We start from the raw sequence: 5,813 nt of genomic DNA on the forward strand, positions 1-5,813 counted from the left end.
ACCGGAGCACTAATGATTGGTACGGCAGGGTTACCTCACGTTATTGTCCGCTTCTTCACCGTTCCTCGCGTTCGCGATGCGCGACTATCCGCCGGTTATGCGCTGGTATTTATTGCTATTCTGTATACCACGGCACCAGCAATTTCAGCCTTCGCCCGTACGAATATGATTAACTCAGTTTCGGGAGTTTCAATCAATGACCTTCCTTCTTGGGTTACTAATTGGCAAGCCACCGGACTAATTACTATCGAAGACAAAAACCAAGATGGACGGGTGCAGTATGTGGCGGATGCCGAACAAAACGAGTTTATAGCTGACCAGGACATAATGGTCTTGGCCAATCCTGAGATTGCTCGCTTACCCAACTGGGTGATAGCTTTGGTGGCTGCCGGAGGATTAGCAGCGGCACTTTCTACTGCTGCCGGACTGCTACTGGTTATCTCTACTTCTATTGCTCACGATCTGATCAAGAAGCAGTTGAAACCCGATATTTCCGATGCAGGGGAGCTATGGGCAGCGCGGGGAGCCGCGGCAGTAGCGGTAATTATTGCGGGTTATTTTGGTATTAACCCACCCGATTTTGTAGCGGCCGTAGTTGCTTTAGCCTTCGGATTGGCGGCAGCCTCTTTCTTTCCAGCAATTATTATGGGCATCTTCTACAAGCGGATGAACCAAGCGGGAGCTATCAGCGGAATGGTGACTGGGTTGCTGATTATGATACTCTATATCCTGAAGTTTAAGTTTGATCTGTTGAGAGGCGGAGGTGCTGACGATTGGTGGCTTGGTATTTCACCCGAAGGATTCGGGTTTGTAGCCATGCTGGTTAACTTTCTGATCTCAATGGTAGTATGTCATATGACTGATCCCCCACCCGCCGATGTGCAGGAGATGGTAGAAAGCATTCGTTATCCTCGAGGAGCTGGAGAGGCGATAGAACATTGATGATTGATTAGTAATGAATAATGATGAAATAAATGGCGTATGCCATCTCATTAATCATTTGTCATCAATCGTTATTCAATAATTGTCAGAAATTGGTAATATTAGCAACTTACCAACAACCTACAATTTTACTATGAGCAACAAAATACAAACCCTGGGGGGCTACATTCACGAATATCAGAAAAGCGTACAACAACCCGAACAGTTCTGGGCTAGGATCGGCGAGTCCTTCCACTGGCGCAAGGGATGGGATGAAGTGGTAGAGTGGAATTTTGAGGAACCAAGTATTAAATGGTTTATTAACGGCAAGCTCAATATTACCGAAAATATTTTGGAGCGCCACCTGTATACATTAGGTGATCATCCGGCAATAATTTGGGAACCTAATAATCCAGACGAAGAAAATAGAATAATCACCTACCGGCAGCTGTACGAGCAAGTTTGTCAGTTTGCTAACGTTCTAAAGGCCCAGGGGGTAGAAAAGGGCGACCGGGTTATTATTTATATGCCAATGGTTCCTGAGTCAGCAGTAGCAATGCTAGCCTGCGCTCGAGTAGGAGCCGTACATTCGGTGGTATTCGCCGGATTTTCTGCTACCTCATTAGCCGATCGCATTAATGATTGCGAAGCAAAAGTAGTGCTGACATCCGATGGCAATTTTCGAGGCAAGAAAACTATTCCGGTAAAAGCCGTAGTAGATGAAGCATTAGAAAATACGAGCACTATTGAGCGGGTTATTGTACTAAAGCGTACCAATACAGAAGTTACGATGAAAGATGATCGTGACCTCTGGTGGCACGAGGCTATTGAGGGCGTCTCGGTAGAAAATAAAGCCGAAGAAATGGATTCGGAAGACATGCTCTTCATTCTGTACACTTCAGGATCAACCGGCAAACCCAAAGGCGTAGTGCATACCTGCGGAGGTTATATGGTCTACACCCACTATACCTTCGAAAACGTTTTTCAGTATACGCAAGGGGATGTCTACTGGTGCACAGCTGATATTGGCTGGATTACCGGCCACTCTTATATTGTGTATGGTCCTTTGTTAGCCGGAGCTACCACCTTAATGTTTGAAGGGGTGCCTACCTATCCAGATGCCGGACGGTTCTGGTCAGTAGTAGATAAGTATCAGGTGAAACAATTTTATACCGCCCCTACAGCTATTCGTGCATTGCAGGCTTATGGACTGGAACCGCTGGAAGGCTACTCACTTGAATCACTAAAAGTAATTGGTTCGGTAGGTGAACCCATTAACGAAGAAGCTTGGCACTGGTACCACGATCATGTAGGAAAAGGCCGATGCCCAATTGTAGACACCTGGTGGCAAACCGAAACCGGAGGAATCTTAATATCGCCTATTCCAGGAGTTACCCCCACCAAGCCGGGTTATGCAACTCTTCCTTTACCCGGAGTGCAGCCAGTTATTGTAAATGCTGATGGCAAAGAGCTTAAGGATAATAGTGTACAAGGTAATCTATGTGTAAAGTTTCCCTGGCCGTCCATGCTACGAACTACCTACGGCGACCACGAGCGTTGTCGGCAAACCTATTTCTCAACCTATAAAGGATTATATTTTACCGGTGATGGGGTGAAGCGAGACGAAGACGGCTACTACCGTATTTTGGGTCGGGTCGACGATGTGATTAATGTATCAGGACACCGTATGGGCACTGCCGAAGTAGAAAATGCTATTAACGAACATCCGAAGGTAGTAGAATCAGCTGTAGTAGGCTATCCACACGATATAAAGGGGCAAGGCATCTACGCTTACGTAATTTGCGATTTAACCGATCGTTCGGAAGAAAACTTAGCCAATGAAATTCGGCAGACAGTAAGCCAGATTATTGGACCAATTGCTAAGCCTGATAAAATTCAGTTGGTACCTGGATTGCCTAAGACACGCTCCGGTAAAATTATGCGTCGTATTCTTCGCAAAATTGCCCAAGGTGATACTAGTAATTTAGGAGATACCTCTACGTTGCTGAACCCAGAAGTGGTTGAGGAGATTATGAAAGGACAAGCGCTATAAAAAAAGGGCAACCATAATGGTTGCCCTTTTTCATTGATACAATATATTTAAGATATTTTAGTATCGGCTGTTGTATCCACCGCCGCCACCACCGAAACCGCCGCGACGTTGTCCGCCACCGCCGCCTTCGCCTTTAGGGCGGGCTTTCTTAACTACAATGTCACTACCATCAAACTCAACTTCGTTAAGTTCTGAAATAGCACGATTGGCTGACTCGTCGTCAGACATTTCAACAAAGCCAAAGCAACGTGAATTTCCAGTCTCCCGGTCAAAAATCACTTTAGCTGAATCGACCTCGCCGTATTCAGCGAACAGGTCGTTTAAGTCCTCACTAGTTGTTGAAGGACTTAATTTTGCTACGAATAAATTCATAAAAAGAATAAATAATAATAAATAAAGTAATAAGATAGCGTATTGTATAAAACAAGTAATTCAATAAAACTACGAGATATACCGTATTCTATCCGACAAAACTACATTTTCTTTTCTAGAAAGGTTCAAGTTTGCACAATTGATTATCTAAAAATCGGGCTTTATTTTTTAAAAACTTGTTTTAATACTGTTCTACTTGTTATTGTACAACTAATTACCAGCCATGAATCGTTTAAAATTCCTTTTTCTGCTACTATTGATCAGTTTTACAGCTTCTGCTCAAGAGACTTTGTACGTCGGAACCTACTCGGTTAGAGGAAGCGAAGGTATATATGTATATTCCTTTGATCGAGATAATCAGTCTTTTTCTTTAAAACAAACAGTAAATACCCCCGAAAGCCCCTCATTTCTGACAGTTAGCCCAGACGGACACTACCTCTACTCCGCCAACCGAGGAGGTACGGAAGAATATCCTGATTGGGGTTCAGTATCATCGTTTTCTATTGATAAAAAATCGGGTGAACTGTCGCCTATAAATCAAATTTCATCTTACGGCATTAGTCCCTGTCATGTACATATTGATGGTAACCAAGATTGGTTGTATGTTTCGCATTACGGCGGTGGTTCATTGTCAGTATTTCCTATTAAGAATGGTGGAAGCGTTGGATCGCTGGCCGATTCGGTTCAACATACGGGAAGTAGTGTAAACCCTAATCGCCAAGAAGCACCGCACGTACATTCAATTCAGTCTATTCCTCAAAGCAACTACTTTATTACGGCTGATTTGGGGCTAGACTACTTGAAGATTTACGAGATGAAAGATAAAAACGCGCTGCCTGCACCAGTTGCCTACATAACTACTGAGGCAGGTGCCGGTCCTCGGCATTTTTCCCAATCGAAGAATTCTTCATACATCTATGTAGCCGAAGAGTTAACCTCTACGGTGAGCGTTCATTACTTAAACATTAAAGAAAGGAAGACACATCAGGTTCAACGGGTGTCTACACTACCGGAAGGTTTTTCTGATAATAATTCGGTAGCTGACATACACAGCAGTCCCGACGGCAGATTTTTGTACGTTTCAAACCGAGGTCATAACAGCCTGGCGATTTTCGAAATCAATGCTGATACGGGTAAACTGACCTCGCGAGGATATCAAAGCACCCTAGGTGAGGTTCCCCGGAATTTTACTATCGATTCTCAGGGTGAATTTGTACTCGTAGCTAATCAGAACACCGATAATATTATTTTCTTTCAGCGTAACAAAGAAAACGGTCAGCTTACTGCTACCGGAACCGAGCTATCGGTACCTAGCCCAGTATGCCTCGAAATTAAATAGCGTTATTAAATAGTCTACGCAAGAAACTCATCCGGATACTTCACTTCGCCAATAACGCCATCAAGACCACCTTCGATGAGTTCTATTGCCATACAATTTTCTTCAGGAACATCGAATGGAAGTTTGATACCATACTTACTAGCAAGTTCATAGCCAAACCGAGAGTAATAGTCCTGATGTCCGGGTAAAACGACTGACTTAAAGCCTAAAAATTTAGCTCTTTCGTGTGCTTCAGCAATTAACTTAGTCCCTACTCCCATCCGCTGATATTGAGGTAACACCGAAACCGGAGCGAGGGCTAATGACTCGTAGATTTTACGATTATTTTGGATGATTATCTTAGTTAGCAGAATGTATCCGATAACATTGCTATCATTCTCAGCAACGAGGGAAAGTTCAGGTACAAAGGCTGATGATCCGCGTAAGCGTTCTACTAAATACCCTTCCCGGTGGTCGCTTAGAAGTTCATCTTGAAAGGATGCTTCAATCAGCTTAAATACCGCTGAATAATCGGTAGACTCTTCCCGACGTATTAATATCTCCATTCTTAGTTTATTCCAAGGTAACTACTACTTTGCCATAACTTTCTCGGGATTCAATAAACTGGTGGGCCTGCGCCATTTCATCAAACTGGAATACCCTAGATACAACCGGTTTTATGTCTTGATCCTTAACGAACTTGGTCAATGTTGCCCACTCCCGCTCCACTACTTCCCGATGCTCAATAAGGTAGCCAATATGGGTGGCCAATAGTCCGGTGGAACGCTGGGCCATTTGTAGGATTTTGGCTTGAGGGATGTTCTTGATCAAATCTGGCCAGGTAAGTGGATTACGCTTACTCCATTTTAGTCCGGCCATTCCAGCAATAACCATCTTTCCGAAAGGGTTAAGCAAATCACGGCTTTTGCGGAAAGTTTCACCACCTACCAACTCCAGCACCACATCTACTCCCCCACCCGACTGAGCTTCCCGGACAACCGAAGCAAAATCCAACTCCTGGTAATTGATCGGATAATCTACTTTTAATTTCTGAAGCAATTCTAATTTCTCAGGTTTGCTAGCGGTTCCGAAAACTTTACAGCCCTGGGCTTTGGCTAATTGAACCGCAGCCGTACCCACTCCCCCCGC

Annotated in this window: 6 protein-coding genes; 3 read left to right on the forward strand and 3 right to left on the reverse strand. The window is 44.1% G+C overall.

Translation table 11 applies throughout. The features are described 5' to 3' along the window. Both WBA23_RS08400 and acs read left to right on the forward strand, forming a co-directional pair. Positions 1-942, forward strand: a 942-nt coding sequence (locus tag WBA23_RS08400; protein WP_424581827.1) for a VC_2705 family sodium/solute symporter, incomplete at its 5' end; no start/stop codon positions are given. 133 nt (positions 943-1,075) lie between these two features. Continuing rightward, positions 1,076-2,974: an acetate--CoA ligase gene (gene acs, locus WBA23_RS08405; protein WP_424581828.1), complete on the forward strand. Its 1,899-nt coding sequence runs from the start codon at positions 1,076-1,078 to the stop codon at positions 2,972-2,974. A gap of 57 nt (positions 2,975-3,031) precedes the next feature. Here acs and WBA23_RS08410 read toward each other — a convergent pair whose 3' ends face one another. Then, the gene (locus WBA23_RS08410; RefSeq protein WP_424581829.1) at positions 3,032-3,346 is read right to left on the reverse strand and encodes an RNA recognition motif domain-containing protein; all 315 of its coding nucleotides are present in this window, start codon (positions 3,344-3,346) and stop codon (positions 3,032-3,034) included. Positions 3,347-3,569: 223 nt separating this feature from the next. Between WBA23_RS08410 and WBA23_RS08415 the strand changes: the two genes are divergently transcribed. Continuing rightward, positions 3,570-4,685, forward strand: coding sequence for a lactonase family protein (locus WBA23_RS08415; protein ID WP_424581830.1), 1,116 nt, complete (start codon positions 3,570-3,572; stop codon positions 4,683-4,685). Between the two features lie 14 nt (positions 4,686-4,699). Here WBA23_RS08415 and WBA23_RS08420 read toward each other — a convergent pair whose 3' ends face one another. Both WBA23_RS08420 and WBA23_RS08425 read right to left on the reverse strand, forming a co-directional pair. Continuing rightward, positions 4,700-5,230, reverse strand: coding sequence for a GNAT family N-acetyltransferase (locus WBA23_RS08420; protein WP_424581831.1), 531 nt, complete (start codon positions 5,228-5,230; stop codon positions 4,700-4,702). Positions 5,231-5,237: 7 nt separating this feature from the next. Beyond that, a partial coding sequence (locus WBA23_RS08425; RefSeq protein WP_424581832.1) for a quinone oxidoreductase family protein occupies positions 5,238-5,813 on the reverse strand: 576 nt, incomplete at its 5' end.

Origin of the sequence: Tunicatimonas sp., assembly GCF_049647865.1 — a bacterium.
GTDB lineage: Bacteria > Bacteroidota > Bacteroidia > Cytophagales > Cyclobacteriaceae > Tunicatimonas.

What these genes read in the sequence shown, in the direction of transcription:
- WBA23_RS08415 (WP_424581830.1), top strand. Translation starts at nt 3,570, where the DNA reads ATGAATCGTTTAAAATTCCTTTTTCTGCTACTATTGATCAGTTTTACA.
- acs (WP_424581828.1), top strand. Translation starts at nt 1,076, where the DNA reads ATGAGCAACAAAATACAAACCCTGGGGGGCTACATTCACGAATATCAG.
- WBA23_RS08420 (WP_424581831.1), bottom strand. Translation starts at nt 5,230, where the DNA reads ATGGAGATATTAATACGTCGGGAAGAGTCTACCGATTATTCAGCGGTA.
- WBA23_RS08410 (WP_424581829.1), bottom strand. Translation starts at nt 3,346, where the DNA reads ATGAATTTATTCGTAGCAAAATTAAGTCCTTCAACAACTAGTGAGGAC.